The organism is Bradyrhizobium hereditatis, from assembly GCF_020329435.1.
Classification (GTDB): domain Bacteria; phylum Pseudomonadota; class Alphaproteobacteria; order Rhizobiales; family Xanthobacteraceae; genus Bradyrhizobium; species Bradyrhizobium hereditatis.
In genome coordinates this window covers 182564-197546 of the sequence record NZ_JAGKJK010000004.1, presented here as the reverse complement: position 1 = coordinate 197546, position 14983 = coordinate 182564, and the positions used below count along the sequence as shown (strand labels likewise).

Sequence of the window (14983 nt, the reverse complement as noted above, 5' to 3'; positions counted from 1 at the left end):
CGCCGCGCTTGTTTGCGCTAGCGTCGAGCCGTTTCGGTTCGGAGCGATATTCACCATTTTTCCGGCTGATACAGCCAACTAAGGTCTGATTTCTCGTGACAATCCTGACCACTTATCCGCCGCTCGCGCGAGCCTTGGCGGAGCGTAATTTCGAACGGCTGACGCCGGTGCAGACGGCGGTGCTGGCCGAGGATGCGGATGGCCGCGACCTCCTGGTTTCGGCGCAGACCGGCTCGGGTAAGACGGTTGCCTACGGTCTGGCTGTCGCCAGTAACCTTTTGGCCGGCACCGAGCGGTTCGAGCGGGCCGCCGCGCCGCTGGCGCTGATTGTCGCGCCGACCCGTGAACTAGCGCTTCAGGTGCACCGCGAACTCGCCTGGCTCTACCGGCATGCGGACGCACGCGTGGTTTCCTGCGTCGGCGGCATGGACCCGCGCCGCGAGCAGCGGGAGCTGGCCATAGGCGCGCACATCGTGGTCGGCACGCCGGGGCGGCTCTGTGATCACCTGCGGCGTGGCCGGCTCGACGTTTCGGAACTGAAGGCGATCGTGCTCGACGAGGCCGACGAAATGCTCGATCTCGGCTTTCGCGAGGACATCGAATTCATCCTTCAGGCGACTCCCGAAAGCCGGCGCACGCTGCTGTTCTCGGCCACTCTGCCGCCCGGCATCGTCGATCTGGCGAAGGAATATCAGGAGCACGCCTTCCGCATCGAAGTCGCGGGCGATGAGGGCGGCCATGCCGACATTGAGTATCGCGCGATCCGCATCGCCGCTGGTGATGCCGAGCACGCCATCGTCAATCTCCTGCGCTTTTTCGATTCTCCTGGCGCGCTGGTATTCTGCAACACGCGCGAGGCGGTGCGGCATCTGCAGGCAACGCTTCTGGAGCGCGGCTTCTCGGTCGTGGCGCTATCGGGCGAACTGACCCAGAACGAGCGGACGCAGGCGCTGCAGGCGCTGCGCGACGGACGAGTCCGGATCTGCGTCGCGACCGACGTCGCCGCGCGCGGCATTGATCTGCCAAAACTCGATCTTGTCATCCACGCCGATCTGCCGAACGATCCGGAAGTCATGCAGCATCGTTCCGGGCGCACCGGGCGAGCAGGCCGCAAGGGTGTCAGCATCTTGCTGGTGCCGTCAGCCCGCCGCCGCCGCGCGGACATGTTGCTCAAGCTCGCCGGCATCGATGCGGCCTGGGGTATCGCGCCGCAGCCCGATGATATCAGAAAACTCGATCAGGAGCGGCTGCTGCGGGACGATATCTTCGCGGCGGAGGCAGCAGCCGACGATCAGGCGCTCGCGCAGGCTCTGCTTGCCGAACGGTCGGCGGAAGAAATTGCCATCGCGCTGGCGCGGCTCTACCGCGCGCGGTTGCCTTCGCCCGAGGACATTGCCGATCCCGGCGAGGACCGCGTCAAGTCGCGTGCTGAACGTGCACGGGAGAGGGCGGATCGCGCGGCCGAACGCGAGTCTAAGCCAAGAAAATCCTCGGCTCGTCATCGCATGGCAGAGGACAGCGTATGGTTCACCGCCGCGATTGGCCGCCGCAAGAACGCCGAAGCACGCTGGCTCTTGCCGATGCTGTGCCGCCGCGGCAGCATCAAGAAGGAAGACGTCGGCACCATCCGCATCCTCGATAGCGTCACCGAGTTCGAGGTTGCCGCGCGCGTTGCCCGGCGCTTTGCCGCGCGCATCCGCCGTCCCGACAAGGAAGACAGCATCCGCATCGAGGCGATGAAGAGCAGCCCGCCGCGCGAGGAGATTCGCGAACGGGTCGAGAACCCGAAGCCACCCTCCGGCAAGAAGAAAAAGAAAAAATCTCGCGGCTGACCGGCCGCCGATTTTCCGTGGCGCGAATGCCTACTACTTAACACAGGATTCCGCAGGCCTGCGCTAGCCTCGCATCGACTTTGAATGGAAGCGAGGAGGGCGCATGGCCAGGACAGTCCTGACGCTGGGAAAGCATTTTGAGACGACGGTGCCGTTTTCGCTCGGCGTAATTTCGTCCGGTCGGCTGTTGCACACCGCCGGGATTACCGCGCGCGACGCGGACGGAAACGTTGTGGGCGACGGCGATATGCGGGCGCAAGTGGCGCAATGTTTTGCCAATCTGGCAGACATTCTCGAACACGCAGAAACCTCGTTCGATAAGCTCGTCAAGTTCACCATCTTCACGACCGACATCGATCGATTTAACCGCGATACGCGCGACATCCGTTTTCCCTATTTCAGCGGCCGGCCGGCAGCAACGCTTGTCGAGGTCAGCAAGCTCATTGATCCGCGGATGCTGGTTGAGATCGAAGCTGTCGTTTGCCTGGATTGACGCACGATGGATCGCGCGACACCGGTCTCGCTGGAAGAGTTCCTCTCGACTGAGGCGCAGGCCATCGTAGCTGCCTGCACAAGATGCGAAGAATGCGTGCGCATCTGTCCAGTCATCCCATACGGCGCCGCCGCGAATGCTCCGGCCGGGCAGACCGTCGGCGGAATCATCGGCTTCCTCGGCGGACAGGCAAAACTCGATCCGGCGTCGGATGCGTGGGCGTCGACCTGTAACGGCTGCGGCCTGTGCATCCCCGTCTGCCCTGAGGAGATCAATCCGCGCAAGATGCTCGCCCTCGCCAACGCGAAATCGGCATCACGCGGCTCGAGAACCCCCGAACTGTTCCGCCGCATGTCCCGCGCCATCAAGATTATGGCCGCCATGCAGCTAATCCCGGAAGAATTCCGGCGGGTGTTCGTGCCGCCGCGGCCAAGACCGGCAGCGATGGTCTTCTATCTCGGCTGCAACGCGCTCCGCACGCCGCATCTGCTGTTCAACTCGATGGCGGTGCTCGACGCGCTGGGAGTGGACTATGAAGTCGTCGGCGGTCCCTCCTCCTGTTGCGGCGTCATCGCCACCAAATGGGAAGGCGAGATGCGGACCGGCGAGCGCGTGACCGCCAATGCCATCGATCGCTTCGAAGGGTTTAGCCCGGAAAGGGTACTGAACTGGTGCCCGACCTGCCAGCTGCACCTTGGCGAAACACTCGAAGGATACCGCAAGACCTCTTACGAGTTCGACCATCTGACCGAATATCTCGTCAGCCGCATCGACGCATTACGGGACAAGTTCGTTATCCCGATTCCACGCCGCGTCATCGTCCATGCGCATGTCGGCCGCGCCGATATCTGCCGCAACGTCGACCTTCTGTTGCGCGCCATTCCCGGACTGAAGATCATCGAAACCGTCTCTGAATCCGGCTATACCTGCGGTGGCTCGGGTTGCAGCAAGGCGCCGGAACTGGCCGCGCGCGAACATGCCGAACTACTTGCTCGCGCGGACGCGACGGGCGCCGACATCCTGGTTACGCTCTACCACGGCTGCCACGCCGCCTTCATAGGCGCCGAAGCCCATGGCAAATTCCGCGTGTTGAATTACACGGACTTACTGGTCCAGGCGCTGGGCGGCGTGCCTCACGCCGATCGGTTGAAGGAGTTTCGCCTGTTGGACGACTGGCAGATGATCGCCGATGAAGGGCGCCCCTATCTCCAGGCAAACGGCCTGGATGTGAACGCGGAATGGCTGAAGCAGCATGGTCCTGCCATCTTCGCCTCGCTGGAATTTAGGGGACAGCTTGACTGTTTCGAGAAAGGAGACGGGCATGCACGCCCTGCCTGACATTCATGCTTCAGACCGAATGCTGTCGCCGAAATGGAGCATTGCGACCGAAGGCTTGAGCGCGGCGCAGCGGCAAATGATCCTGGATCGAATGAAGGCCGTATCCTTCGATCCAAAGGACATCCTGTTCGATCAGGGCGAGCCGAGCGACACGCTGTTGCTCGTCACCGAGGGCCGGGTCCGCCTGTTCCAGACGATCGAGAACGGCGAGGAATTCACCTTTGGCATCTGCCTGCCAGGCACGATCCTGGGTCTCGCGGCGACGGTTACCGGCCAGCCCCGGATATTGTCGGCCGAAGCGCTGGAGGCGGCTACAGCATCGGTCATGACACGCCCTGACTTCCTGCGTTGCCTATCGGAATTTCCGCCGTTTCACTGGAACATCACGCGGCTGCTCGCCATCCTCTCGATCGAAAGCATCGAACGCAGCGGGCCGATGGCGCTGGACCGTGCATCGGTGCGGCTCGGCACGATCCTCAAGTCGCTCGCACGGCCGGAGCAGGGCGATGCGACGCAATCTCTCTCGGTGGTTGGCCTGAGCCAGCAGGAGCTCGCCAGGATGATCGGCGTCAGCCGGAGTTGGGTCGCGATCGCTCTGGCCGAGTTCGAGCGGCTCGGGCTGATCTCCAAGAGCCGCGGCAAGATCGTCATTCGTAATGCGCGACGGCTCGACGGCTTCATCGCCGAGGAGCGAAATCACTAGCGCCGCCTTGCGGTGAGCCCAAGCATAAGTCCAGTACAGGATCGATCATGACGGTTTACATTATTGCCCAGCTGAAATTCACCCGCCGCGAACTCTACGACCGCTACCAGGCGCGCTTCATGGGCGTGTTCAGCAAGTTCAAGGGCAGGCTGCTCGTAGCGGACGAGCATCCGGTCGTGCTGGAGGGCGATTGGCCGCGCGACAAGATCGTGATCATGGAATTCCCGGATGACGCCGCGGCAAAGGAATTTCAGAATTCGGCGGAGTACCGGGAGATATCGGTCGACCGCAAGGCAGGTGCGGATGCCATCGTGCTGACGGCGAGGGGCTTACGGTGACCGGCTCGGTAGGCCGCATCATTCGGGATGAGGAAAAAGCACGGCTCATGCGCCGATGACATCGGCTTTGCGGGTTCCGTTCTCGGCATTGTTGCATGCCGGAATATCAGGGAGATTGGTTTCACCGGGTCGTTCTTGTGCTATTGCTGTTGTCAGGCGCTTCGCTCGCTTGGGTTTGATGGTCTGATCAGGGGCCGAAGTCTGCGAAGCCAGGAGATCCAGCAGCATTGGCCGAAAGAATCATGACCGCAGATCAGCGTAACGTTTCCGCCTTGATTGATCCCGTGAAGCTCGACCGTCTCGCCGAAGTCGCGGTCAAGGTCGGCTTGCGGCTGCAGCCGGGGCAGGACCTGCTGCTCACCGCGCCCTCTGTCGCGCTGCCGCTGGTGCGCCGGATCGCCGAGCACGCCTACAAGGCCGGCGCGGGTCTGGTGACCCCGCTCCTGTCGGACGAGGAGATTACGCTGGCGCGTTATCGCTTCGGCCATAATGAAAGTTTTGATCGGGCCGCCAACTGGCTTTATGAGGGCATGGCAAAGGCGTTCTCGGCCAACACCGCGCGCCTTGCCATCGTCGGCGACAATCCGATGCTGCTGTCGGGCGAGGATCCGACCAAGGTGGCGCGCGCCAGCAAGGCCAATTCGATGGCCTATCAGCCGGCGCTGGAGAAGATCGTCAACTTCGAGACCAACTGGAACATCATCGCCTATCCGAGTCCGTCCTGGGCGAAGCAGGTGTTCCCCGATGTTCCGGAAGACGTTGCGGTGACCCAGCTCGCGGATGCGATCTTTGCGGCGTCCCGCGTCGATCAGGATGGCGCCGTCGCTGCCTGGGAAAAGCATAACGCCGTGCTCCGCGAACGCACCGAATGGCTCAATGGCCAGCGTTTCCATGCACTGAAATATACCGGACCGGGTACCGATCTGGAGATCGGGCTAGCCGACGGTCATGAATGGGAGGGTGGCGCTTCCACCGCCAAGAACGGCATCACCTGCAACGCCAACATCCCGACCGAGGAAGTCTTCACCACGCCGCATTGCCGGCGCGTCACTGGCCACGTCGTCTCCTCCAAGCCGCTGTCCTATCAGGGCACGCTGATCGACGGGATCGCGGTTAAGTTCGAGGAGGGCCGCATCGTAGATGCAAAGGCCTCGCGCGGCGAGGAGGTGCTGAAGAAGGTGCTCGACACCGACGAAGGCGCCGCCCGTCTCGGCGAAGTGGCGCTGGTGCCGCATTCCTCGCCGATCTCCAAGAGCGGGCTGTTGTTCTTCAACACGCTGTTCGACGAGAACGCCGCGTCCCACATCGCGCTCGGGCAGTGCTATTCGAAGTGCTTCGTTAATGGCGACAAGCTGACGCCGGAGCAGATTGCGGCCCAAGGCGGCAACAAGAGCCTCATTCATATCGACTGGATGATCGGCACAGCCGAAACCGATATCGATGGCATTCACGCCGACGGAAGCCGCGTTCCGGTTATGCGCAAGGGCGAGTGGGCGTGATCAATCGAGCTTGAGCCTGTAGAAATCTGTCGCCGTCTTAGAGAACAGCGCCGTCTTCTCCGCCTCGCTGTACTGCGCGGCCAGCCGCTTGAAAGCGTTGAAGATCACCTGATAGCTGCACTGTCCCTTATCGGGAGGAAAATTGCTTTCGAACATGCACCGGTCAGGCCCGAACGCCTCAATGCAGGTTTCGATATAGGGGCGCCACGCGGCAGCGGCCTCTTCCGATGAAGGCGGCTTCGCCCGCAGATGAAAGTCATAACCGAGCAGACACATCGCAAGTCCGCCTAGTTTGATCACGACATTCGGGCAGCGCGCGATTTCCTGGATCGAAGCCTTCCACTCCGGGAAAACTTCTTCGCGCCGTCCCGCAAAGCGGCCGATTCCGATCGGACCGCCGCAATGATCGAGCACGATCCTGGTGTCGGGAAAGGCACGGGCGAGGTCGGTGAGCTCGCCGATCTGCGGATGAAACAGCCAGGCGTCAAAGCTCAGGCCGAGTGGCGCGAGGCAGGCAAACCCCTTGCGGAAGGTATCGTCGAGCAACAAGCCTTTCGGCCGTGTCGCATACATGCCGGCCACATTTGGGTCGGCGTCCCAGGCAGAGGAATGGCGGATGCCGCGGAAGCGGCCGTTGCCAGCGGCGATCTCCGCCTCCAGCACGGCTTGCGCGCCTTCGCCGAGCAGCAGATTGACGTGGCTGACGATGCCGGCGCAGATCGCGGCCTTGCCGTAGCCGCCGCTGGCCGCCATCGCCGCAACCCCGTTCGCGAACTCGACCTCGCCGACCGGGCGGAACGCCTCGGGGCCGTGCGCGCGGTACATCGAACGGCAATCGACATAGACGGTGGCGATGATGTTGTGGCCTGAGGCGATGTCCGAAGACATTTCCTCGATCATGTAGCGCAGGCCGCCGCGGTCCCAGAGATGGTGATGCGGATCGACGATCGGGCGCGCAGGATCGATAATCTCCTCGGTGTGCTGCGCCAGCCAGTGTTCGCGCGGATCGGCATAGAGCCCGCTTCGGGAGGCGGGTGCAGTGCTGGCGGACATCGTTTCGCTCCCTTCATTGTTCTTCGTATCGTTGTTGTCCGTCATTGCGAGCGCAGCGAAGCAATCCATTTCTGCGCTTGCTGCACCATGGATTGGTTCGCTTCGTTCACATTTCGTACCTTGGACCTTATACCCCGTTCCAAGTGCATTCAGCCCGGCAGGCCACGAATGAAATCGATGATCGCGGCGCTGACCTCGCTTGGCCGTTCCTGCTGAGTCCAATGTCCGCAGCCGGGTAGAATTTTCACGTCGCGCACCGTCGGGACAAATTGCCTGAGGTTGGCGATATGCTGGTCCATGCCCGGAGGAGCGGCCATCACCATGTCGTGGTCGCCAGCGATAAAGAGCGCGGGGACCTTTACCGTGACACCCACAAAAGCAGCCAACAATTCCCAATTGCGGTCGACGTTGCGATAGTAATTGAGCGGGCCGCGGAAGCCGGCGCGCCTGAATTCATCGGCATAGAAATCGATATCCGTGTCGGTGAGCCACTCGGGCAATTTCGGCGGCGCCGCCGCTTCCCGCAGCCAACTGCCGTCGCGCGGGACCATGCCGGGAGTTCCCACTTTATCACCGCGGGCGACGGCCGCGCGAAACGCTGCGGCGCCTTCGCCGGACGCGCCATAAAGCAAGTTGAGCGCGGTAAGCCGTGGGTCCCGTTCCATCTCCGCCTCGGCCACGCCAGGCTGCTGGAAGTACAGCTGGTAGAATTGCGCATCCGCTGTCTGCGGCATCACGCTGGTCGGACGCACCGGACCGCGTGGCCGGAGAGGTACGCTGAGGCTTGCCACAGCTCGAAAGCGGTCGGGGCGCAAGCGCGCCGCTTGCCAGGCGACATTCGCGCCCCAGTCGTGGCCGACGAGAACAGCGGTCGGCGCTTCGAGGGCGTCGAGCAGCCCCACCAGGTCACCGACCAGATGGAAGATCGTATATTGATCGATCGCCTCCGGCCGGTCGCTTTTGCCATAGCCTCGCATGTCGGGAGCAACGGCATGGAAGCCTGCCTCCGCAAGTGCAGCGATTTGATGTCGCCAGGAATACCAGGATTCAGGGAAGCCATGGCACAGCAGCACCAATGGTCCATTGCCCTGCTCTGCAATATTGAGATGGATGCCGTTGCTCTCGATCAGTCGCTGCGAAGGTCTGCTCAAGCCTATCTCCTCGATTATCACGGCTGAAAGCGCGGAGCCTCACACCCCATCCAGAATGATCACCGTCGGTGTGCCCGGCAGCGTTTCGCGTGAGATCTTCAGGGTCCGCTCCGTCCGATGGTCGATGGTGAACTGCTGGCCGATCAGGCGCATGAATTCGTCGAGCGGGGTGGCGAAGCGGTGCATCGGCAGCACGACGGAGGAGCGCAGCCGCCGCGTAATCTCGGAGACGCCGTCGAGCGACATCGTGTAGGTGCCGTCGATCGGAACCATGACGATGTCGAGCCGGCCGATCGCGGCGAAGTGAGTCTCATCCAACTTGTGATGCAGATGCCCGAGATGGCCGATGCAGAGGCCTGCGACCTCGAAGATGAAGATCGAGTTGCCGTCCTTGATCATCGCGCCGGAACTCTCGCCATAGTAACGGCGGATGTCGGTGGGCACGTTGCGGATATAAACGTCGCCGACGCGGGTCGAGATCTGCGCCGCCTGTCCATTCTCGCCCCAGCCGTGGAGCACATGCGCAATCTTGGGGTCGGGAAACAGCGTGTAGTGCGTCGAGTGCGCGCGGTTCATGGTGACCACATCAGGCAACCGTCCCGTCCGATAGACGCCGTTGAAGTCTGTCCCGATCCGAACGCCCTCGGGCGTGTCAATATAATAGGTGGAGTGCCCGACATAGGTGATGGCAACTTCCTGCGACTTGGCGGCGATGCGCTGGAAGTTGACCGGTATCGCTCGGGGCGGCGCGTTTGCCATGGCCAGGCACTCGCTGCGCAGTGGCTGCTGCTGGGCGGTTGCCGGGACAATCAGCGAACCGAGGAACGCAAGGGCGACGGCAAGAGATTCGTTAAGCGATCGCAACATGGCATGACCCATCCGCGGTAAAAGCCGTAGCCGATACTGTATCGCCGAATTGCGCGGACGTCATGGTGGTAGTGGCGCACGGCAGCGTGCCGGATTTGCTTCATTGGGGGCAGGCCATGCCATATTGTAGGCAACACCCAAGGAGTTTGCCGTGACCGAAAAGACAGCCCCGTCTCCGCGCGCCCCCTCATCGAAGCGGCTGGAGCCGTTGCGCCAGATCGACGCCGGCGTTCTCAGCATCGCTTATTATGAGGCGGGCCCCGCCGATGGGCCGGCCGTGATGCTGATGCACGGATTCCCTTACGACATCCATTCCTATGTCGATGTCGCGCCGGAACTGGCCGCCCAAGGCTGTCGCGTCATCGTCCCCTATCTGCGCGGCTACGGGCCGACCCGGTTTCGCGATGTGCATGCGCCGCGCTCCGGCGAGCAGGCGGCGGTTGGCGCCGACATGATGGCACTGATGGACGCGCTTGGCATCGAGCGCGCCGTGTTTGCAGGTTATGACTGGGGCGGCCGCGCGGCCTGCGTCGGCGCGGCGCTGTGGCCGGAGCGCTGCATCGGGCTCGTCTGCGTCAACTCCTACCTGATCCAGGATATCGCCAATGCCATGGTGCCGATGCGTCCCGAACGCGAGCTGGCGCTGTGGTACCAGTATTACTTTAACCTCGAGCGCGGCCGCGCCGGGCTCGCCGCCAACCGGCGCGAGATCGCGAGGATCTTGTGGAAACAATGGTCGCCGAGCTGGGCGTTCGACGATGCTTGCTTCGAGCGCACCGCAGTGGCCCACGACAATCCCGATTACGTCGATGTTGTGGTCCACAGCTATCGTCACCGCTTCGGTCTTGCCGAGGGTGATCCGCAATACGCTGGAATCCAGAAGAGGCTGGCGACGCTGCCTCCGATCACCGTGCCGTCAATCACGCTGGATGGCGCCGATGATGGGGTTGCGCCCGCGACCGATGGCGCCGCCAGCGCGCCGAAATTCACCGGACGTCGCGTCCACCGCGTCGTGCCGGGGGCCGGGCACAATCTGCCGCAGGAGGCACCTGAGGCGTTTGCGGCGGCGGTGATGGAGCTGCTTCGCGAATAAGGCGACCTTGCCGCATAGCAAGCTGCATCGAAAGCGATCATCCTCCCTGCCAAGTCCTCAAGGACAAGATCGAGCGGGCGGGATTGGAGAAGCAGTAAGACCTGATCTCGCCACCAGCAGACAAAGTCACGAAGGCGTGGCTATTTACAGCGTGAAGGTTAGGCCGTCGCCAGCCGATCTAGCAGGGCCATCATGACCGGTGCGTCGGGCATTGGGAGCACCGCATCGACCCGTTCGACCAGCCGGGATTGCAGCAGCGCATTGCGCGCCTTGCCGATCGTCCCGAGCGGCCCGCGGAAGCCGTGCTCCTCCCAGGCCAGTTCGAGCAGGCTTTCGCTGACCAGCGCATCGATCAATTCGTCGGCGGTGCGGTCGGTGCTGATCAGCGGATGCGCGGAGAACGCGGTCGGGCGCGGATAGAGGATGACCGGTTTGGAAGGCGCGCTCGCCTCGACCCGTTTCCAGCGGTCGGCGTCCTGCAGCACCCACTCGATCAACTGGTTTTCGTAGCCGACGATCAATGGCTGCGCACCGGCGCCGCCGGCCACGTAATCGTCGAATAACTTGCCCGAGGACGGCGGCTTATAGCCCATCCGGCGGAACACGGTCGCGACGTCGCCGTCGATGCGACCGAGCGAATCCAGCGCGATCACGTCGCCGCTGAGCAGGCTTGCGGCGAGCCCTGCGAACATGAAGCCGGAATTGGACTTGTTGGGGTCGGTCGAGACGACACGCGCGCGCCCGAACAGGCCGCTCACGCCCATCGCCTCCCAGGTCTCGCCGGCAATGACGGCCTTGAGCACCTTCAGCAGGTCGACCGTGTAGCGCGGGCCTCCGGCCGGTTCGGCGAAGCCGCCTTTGACCAGGCCGTCGGCGATGCGATCCCAGGAGTAGAGCACGATCGGCGAATTGAAGATGACCTGATCGCGTGAAATCTTGACGCCGGAGTTGCGCGCCAGTTCGACCAGCACGGACGATGAGGGCCACAGGAACTGCGGCTTCTGGTCGAGCAGCGTGCGCTCCCTCACCATCTCGACCGAGCCGGCGCGCCGAGCGTCGAGGATCAGCCCGAAGCGGCGCTCAAGCAAACTGCGGACACGGGCATTGGCCAAAAATCCTTCCTTCTCGCCGCCGGCGAACCCGGAAAGCCGTTTCGCCTCGCCGAACCGGCCGGCGATCTCGGGGTGTTGACGCAGATAGATATATCCACCCGTGCCGGCCGCGCTGGCAGCGAGCAGTCCAATGCCAAAAGCCCGACGGGAAATGGCCATCAGGCTCTCCTCTTGCTTGGATCAGAAACGGGAAGCTGCGCCGCTCCGAGATCCTCGTCGAGCGAACTTTTCAGGAGCTTGAGTTCGATATCGAGATTGCCGAGATCGGCCTCCTGCAGATTTGTCGCGTAGTGGCTGAAAGCGGTATCGAGCCGTTCGATCAGATCGCCGGTCTCAACCAGCCGCCTCGTGTCGCGATTGCCGCTCTTTTCGAGCACGGCATAGGCCTCGGCGAGGTCGGCGGCACGCGGCAGATAATATGTCAGGAAACGGCGCACCCGATCGACGCGCAGCGGATCTTCCTCAACACCGGCAAAAATCTCGCGGGAAATCCGCGCCAGATTGCGAACACGCTCGGCGACCGCCTGGGTGCGGATCGTGCTCACCGCGACCTCGAGCCGTATCGCCAGCGGCTCGGCACTGGTTAGAAGCTCACGCGCAAATGCGATCTTGCCGCGCGCCGCGCCGCTGGCGTCCAGTCCCTCGAACAATTTGCGTGGCGAGAGCAGGAAAACGAGACCCCCGCCTGTTGCGACGCTGATGATACCGGCAATCCAGAACGGCATCCCGATGCCGATGGCGAGCACGGGCAGCAGGATGGCGGCGACGGCTCCGCCCGCGATCCAGTTCATGCCTGACCATGCCGATGGCATTCAGTTGTACCCTCGCACTGCGCGAAAAGCCTGGGCCAAACTCTTGGTGCCGTCAAACACCCGGCCGCCGGTCAGGGTGGCGAGGTTGTTCAGCTGACTGCGATCGGCATCGTCACCGAATGTGACGCCGAACACTGGCACGCGCCGTCCGTCGGCGCGCCACGCGGTCTCGAATGTCGTCATGAAACCCTGGCTCTTGCCATCGGTCATGATGACGATGGCCGGCAGGTGCTGGCCGGCGTCGAGAGCCGGCTTCATCGCGGCCAGCGCGCGTGCCCCGCAGGTGTAAAAATCGGTGCCGCCTTCTGCGCGCAGTTCGAGCGCCTTGGTCAGGAGGCCGGCCTGGTCGGTGTCTTCCCCGCTCCCGGTTGCTGTCCACAGCACGCGATCGCTAAAGGGCAGCACGATGATCCGGTCTTCCTTTGACCATTGCACCAGCACCTCGCGGGTACGCGCGGGCGTCAGCAGGAATCGCATTGCTTCGAGCAGTTGCGTCTCGCCATGCCCCTTCATGCTCCCAGACACATCGATGCACAGTGCGGTCAGCGAGGGGCGGCGCAGCGCTTCCTGGTAGAGGGCCAGCGCCTTCTGGATGACGGCGGGCTCCGGCGGCCGGACCACGTTAAGCGCGTGGCTCGGGTTGAGATTGGTGGTCGCGTCGGCCTTGATCGGGGCAGCACGGCCGAGTTCGACCCGCCGGCCCGTCGCCGCGATCTGCGCCTGTGTTTCGTCCTTGAGCAGAAAGGCCTGCAGATCGGCGAAAAAGCTCTCGACCTCCTTGCCACGTCCGCGATCGACAAAACCGAGCGGCGAGTCGCCCACCGAGACGCCGTCTTCGGGATAGATCGCGTAGAGCGGCTCCTTCCTGTCGGCGAACAGCTTGTCGTTGGTCTCCTTGATCACGGCCTCGTAGTTCCACATCGCCTCGTAATGCGCACCGGCGCGCGCGTCTTCGCGATAGAGATCGGCGAGCCAGCCGCTCGATCCCGATGAGCGCTCGACGCCGCGCAACAGGCTACGCACGGTGGCGAGCACCTCAGGCTTGTCGAGATCGCCGGATTCGATGAGATCGGGTTTTCCGATCCCAGTCGCCAGCATGGCGAGATAGGCCGAAGCGCCGGAATTCGACTGTGTCGCAGAGGTCATGAGAAATTTTAGCCGGCCACCTTCGACCGCCGTGAGGATATCCTTCGTCGTCACCTTGGCGCTGATCCAGCCCAGCGCCTGCGCCTTGGAGCGCTTGACGCCGAGGATGACAGGCATTTGCGCGATCGACTTCACCGACTTGACGCGCCGAGCAGTGTCGAACATGTCGATCCAGATCGAGGCGGCAGGCCACACCGCGTCGGCCTGCGGGTCGTTACCGGCCTTGAGCGCCAACGCAATGTCCAGTGAGCCCTGGTATTTCACCGTGCAGACAGCGCGGCGCGACTTACAGAATTCCTGGACCATTGGCTCGAGGACGTCGTTCTCCGAGCCCGACAGGATGGTGAACTCCGGGCCCGGTCCCGCGCAGGCGCCGAGGAACGACGCCAGGACCAAGCCGGCAGCTAGCCTTAGCGCAGCGATGTTCATGCCGGAGACTTGGACAGCGCTGATTTCAACTGGTCGGTCAACTGCGCCATCTGCTGCTCGATTTCAGCGCGCTTCCGGCGGCCTTGTTCCTGCACGTTGAGCACGCCCGAAATGGTATCGACCAGGTCGTTGTTGGTCTTTTGCAGCGTCTCGATATCGACGATGCCGCGCTGCGACTGCTTTTCGATCTCGATCGCCTGCGTCTTCATCATCTCGGACGCCTGCTTCATCATTTCGTTGGTGGCGTCGGTCACGGTCTTCTGCAGATCGAGCGCCGATTGCTGCCGGCTGAGGCCAAGCAGTAGAATCATCTTCTGCTTCCAGACCGGTATCGTGAGCTCGGTCGTAGCCTGCAGGTTCTCGATCAGCGTCTCGTCGCCGGACTGAACGATGCGAATCTGCGGCAATTGCTGGATGCCGATCTGCCGCGCCTGCTGCAGGTAGAAGATGCGTTTTTCGAGGCGGTCGAGCGCCTGCGCGGCGTCCTGATAGGTCTGAGCCGCCAGCATCGCGTCACTGCCCGGGCTGGTTGCTTTCGCGGCCTGCTCGAGTTCGGCCAGCTTGCCGCGGCGAAATTCTTCTGCAAACGCCTTGCCGGCGGCGATATGCGAATCGAGGTCAGCGAGTGAGGCCTTGGTCTGTTCGTGCAGCTCATCCAGGACTGCGATGTCGCGTCGCAGCGTCTCTTTGTTGCGATCGAGCTCGACGCAAACGCGGTCGATCTGCGAGGCGACGTCGCCGAACTGTTCGGAGAACCGCCGTAGTCGCGCTTCCATGGAAGAGAACAGGCGCGTCAGAAAGTTGCCGTCCTTGAGCGCGGCGGGGTCAAGACCGCGTGCCTTGGCCAGGATGTCCGACAACAATTTGCCTGTTGTCCCGAGCTCCCGGTTCTGAGTCTGGGCGAGGATGCGATCGGCGAACTCGACGACCGAGCGCTGCGCGCGGTCGCCGAAGGTGACGATGCGTGAGCGGTCGGAGATGTCGATCTCGGATTTGATGCGCGTAACCGCGGAGGCGTCCACCATGACCGCCGGGACATTGATGGTTTCGCTCATCGCGTTCGCTCTCCTCTGAGGTTCCTTGCCGGCAACATGGTGCCGCACTAGAGGTCTGGCAA

15 protein-coding genes are annotated in these 14983 nt (G+C 63.0%); 7 read left to right on the top strand and 8 right to left on the bottom strand.

What is annotated here, in order from left to right:
* Positions 1-95 precede the first annotated feature (95 nt).
* The 5 genes from J6524_RS11240 to J6524_RS11220 all read left to right on the top strand — a co-directional run bounded on the left by J6524_RS11240 (position 96) and on the right by J6524_RS11220 (position 4704).
* Positions 96-1832, top strand: coding sequence for a DEAD/DEAH box helicase (locus J6524_RS11240; RefSeq protein WP_225670459.1), 1737 nt, complete (start codon positions 96-98; stop codon positions 1830-1832).
* Positions 1833-1935: 103 nt separating this feature from the next.
* Positions 1936-2325: a RidA family protein gene (locus tag J6524_RS11235; protein WP_225670457.1), complete on the top strand. Its 390-nt coding sequence runs from the start codon at positions 1936-1938 to the stop codon at positions 2323-2325.
* A 6-nt stretch (positions 2326-2331) separates the two neighbouring features.
* A complete protein-coding gene (locus J6524_RS11230; RefSeq protein ID WP_225670455.1) occupies positions 2332-3663 on the top strand; it encodes a heterodisulfide reductase-related iron-sulfur binding cluster in 1332 nt (443 codons plus the stop codon).
* On the top strand, positions 3647-4366 hold the full coding sequence (locus tag J6524_RS11225; protein WP_225670453.1) for a Crp/Fnr family transcriptional regulator: 720 nt from the start codon (positions 3647-3649) through the stop codon (positions 4364-4366). Before J6524_RS11230 ends, J6524_RS11225 begins: the two co-directional genes overlap by 17 nt.
* Before the next feature lie 47 nt (positions 4367-4413).
* Positions 4414-4704, top strand: a complete 291-nt coding sequence (locus J6524_RS11220; protein WP_225670451.1) for a DUF1330 domain-containing protein — start codon at positions 4414-4416, stop codon at positions 4702-4704.
* A gap of 45 nt (positions 4705-4749) precedes the next feature.
* On the opposite strand, the gene J6524_RS11215 is transcribed toward J6524_RS11220, so the two are convergent.
* Positions 4750-4932, bottom strand: coding sequence for a hypothetical protein (locus J6524_RS11215; protein ID WP_225670449.1), 183 nt, complete (start codon positions 4930-4932; stop codon positions 4750-4752).
* A 14-nt stretch (positions 4933-4946) separates the two neighbouring features.
* Between J6524_RS11215 and J6524_RS11210 the strand changes: the two genes are divergently transcribed.
* On the top strand, positions 4947-6203 hold the full coding sequence (locus J6524_RS11210; protein WP_225670447.1) for an aminopeptidase: 1257 nt from the start codon (positions 4947-4949) through the stop codon (positions 6201-6203).
* Here J6524_RS11210 and J6524_RS11205 read toward each other — a convergent pair whose 3' ends face one another.
* The 3 genes from J6524_RS11205 to J6524_RS11195 all read right to left on the bottom strand — a co-directional run bounded on the left by J6524_RS11205 (position 6204) and on the right by J6524_RS11195 (position 9274).
* The gene (locus J6524_RS11205) at positions 6204-7256 is read right to left on the bottom strand and encodes an amidohydrolase family protein (protein WP_225670445.1); all 1053 of its coding nucleotides are present in this window, start codon (positions 7254-7256) and stop codon (positions 6204-6206) included. It abuts the gene before it with no gap.
* Positions 7257-7405: 149 nt separating this feature from the next.
* The gene (locus tag J6524_RS11200; RefSeq protein ID WP_225670443.1) at positions 7406-8407 is read right to left on the bottom strand and encodes an alpha/beta fold hydrolase; all 1002 of its coding nucleotides are present in this window, start codon (positions 8405-8407) and stop codon (positions 7406-7408) included.
* 39 nt (positions 8408-8446) lie between these two features.
* The gene (locus J6524_RS11195) at positions 8447-9274 is read right to left on the bottom strand and encodes an MBL fold metallo-hydrolase (protein ID WP_225670441.1); all 828 of its coding nucleotides are present in this window, start codon (positions 9272-9274) and stop codon (positions 8447-8449) included.
* Positions 9275-9425: 151 nt separating this feature from the next.
* On the opposite strand from J6524_RS11195, the gene J6524_RS11190 reads away from it, so the two are divergent.
* Positions 9426-10367 carry an alpha/beta fold hydrolase gene (locus J6524_RS11190; protein WP_225670440.1) on the top strand — a complete coding sequence of 314 codons (942 nt, stop codon included), beginning with the start codon at positions 9426-9428 and terminating at the stop codon, positions 10365-10367.
* Between the two features lie 158 nt (positions 10368-10525).
* On the opposite strand, the gene J6524_RS11185 is transcribed toward J6524_RS11190, so the two are convergent.
* The 4 genes from J6524_RS11185 to J6524_RS11170 are packed head-to-tail and all read right to left on the bottom strand — an operon-like array spanning position 10526 to position 14921.
* Positions 10526-11638 (bottom strand): hypothetical protein, encoded by a 1113-nt coding sequence (locus tag J6524_RS11185; RefSeq protein WP_225670439.1) that lies wholly within the window; start codon positions 11636-11638, stop codon positions 10526-10528.
* The gene (locus J6524_RS11180) at positions 11638-12291 is read right to left on the bottom strand and encodes a 5-bromo-4-chloroindolyl phosphate hydrolysis family protein (protein WP_225670438.1); all 654 of its coding nucleotides are present in this window, start codon (positions 12289-12291) and stop codon (positions 11638-11640) included. The genes J6524_RS11185 and J6524_RS11180 overlap by 1 nt, the downstream gene beginning before the upstream one ends.
* Positions 12292-13866: a substrate-binding domain-containing protein gene (locus tag J6524_RS11175; RefSeq protein ID WP_225670437.1), complete on the bottom strand. Its 1575-nt coding sequence runs from the start codon at positions 13864-13866 to the stop codon at positions 12292-12294.
* Entirely contained in the window at positions 13863-14921 is a 1059-nt protein-coding gene (locus J6524_RS11170) for a toxic anion resistance protein (RefSeq protein WP_225670436.1), read from the bottom strand. The genes J6524_RS11175 and J6524_RS11170 overlap by 4 nt, the downstream gene beginning before the upstream one ends.
* Positions 14922-14983: the final 62 nt, after the last annotated feature.

Coding starts and splice junctions, on each gene's coding strand:
- J6524_RS11205 (WP_225670445.1), bottom strand. CDS start 7,256: ATGTCCGCCAGCACTGCACCCGCCTCCCGAAGCGGGCTCTATGCCGAT.
- J6524_RS11195 (WP_225670441.1), bottom strand. CDS start 9,274: ATGTTGCGATCGCTTAACGAATCTCTTGCCGTCGCCCTTGCGTTCCTC.
- J6524_RS11210 (WP_225670447.1), top strand. CDS start 4,947: ATGACCGCAGATCAGCGTAACGTTTCCGCCTTGATTGATCCCGTGAAG.
- J6524_RS11175 (WP_225670437.1), bottom strand. CDS start 13,866: ATGAACATCGCTGCGCTAAGGCTAGCTGCCGGCTTGGTCCTGGCGTCG.
- J6524_RS11185 (WP_225670439.1), bottom strand. CDS start 11,638: ATGGCCATTTCCCGTCGGGCTTTTGGCATTGGACTGCTCGCTGCCAGC.
- J6524_RS11220 (WP_225670451.1), top strand. CDS start 4,414: ATGACGGTTTACATTATTGCCCAGCTGAAATTCACCCGCCGCGAACTC.
- J6524_RS11170 (WP_225670436.1), bottom strand. CDS start 14,921: ATGAGCGAAACCATCAATGTCCCGGCGGTCATGGTGGACGCCTCCGCG.
- J6524_RS11225 (WP_225670453.1), top strand. CDS start 3,647: ATGCACGCCCTGCCTGACATTCATGCTTCAGACCGAATGCTGTCGCCG.
- J6524_RS11180 (WP_225670438.1), bottom strand. CDS start 12,291: ATGCCATCGGCATGGTCAGGCATGAACTGGATCGCGGGCGGAGCCGTC.
- J6524_RS11235 (WP_225670457.1), top strand. CDS start 1,936: ATGGCCAGGACAGTCCTGACGCTGGGAAAGCATTTTGAGACGACGGTG.
- J6524_RS11230 (WP_225670455.1), top strand. CDS start 2,332: ATGGATCGCGCGACACCGGTCTCGCTGGAAGAGTTCCTCTCGACTGAG.
- J6524_RS11215 (WP_225670449.1), bottom strand. CDS start 4,932: ATGCTGCTGGATCTCCTGGCTTCGCAGACTTCGGCCCCTGATCAGACC.